Annotated in this window: 1 pseudogene; it reads right to left on the bottom strand. The window is 66.4% G+C overall.

Going from position 1 to position 235, the window contains the following annotated elements:
- Positions 1-235, bottom strand: a pseudogene (locus L687_RS25340) (DNA-binding protein); the annotation flags it as partial.

Genomic DNA, 235 nt, shown 5'->3' with positions numbered 1-235 from the left:
ACCAGGTGGTCGGCCCAGTCCTTCTGCAGCTGGGCCGCATCGTCGGAGGCCACGGCCACGTGCACCGCCAGCGTCTTGCCGTGCTTGGCCGCGATCGCGTAGTCGATGGCCTTCACGACGGGCTTCTGCAGTCGGTTGACGAGCACGATGGCGAGGTCGCCGGTCGCACCGAACTTCGTGGTGTCGTCGATCGCGATCTCATGCTCGACGTCGCGGTAGTACCGCTTCACCCCCA

The sequence above is a fragment of the Microbacterium maritypicum MF109 genome, from assembly GCF_000455825.1.
Taxonomy (GTDB): domain Bacteria; phylum Actinomycetota; class Actinomycetes; order Actinomycetales; family Microbacteriaceae; genus Microbacterium; species Microbacterium maritypicum_A.
The sequence above is the reverse complement of the archived record's forward strand: the minus strand, read 5'-3'. Positions and strand labels throughout refer to the sequence as shown.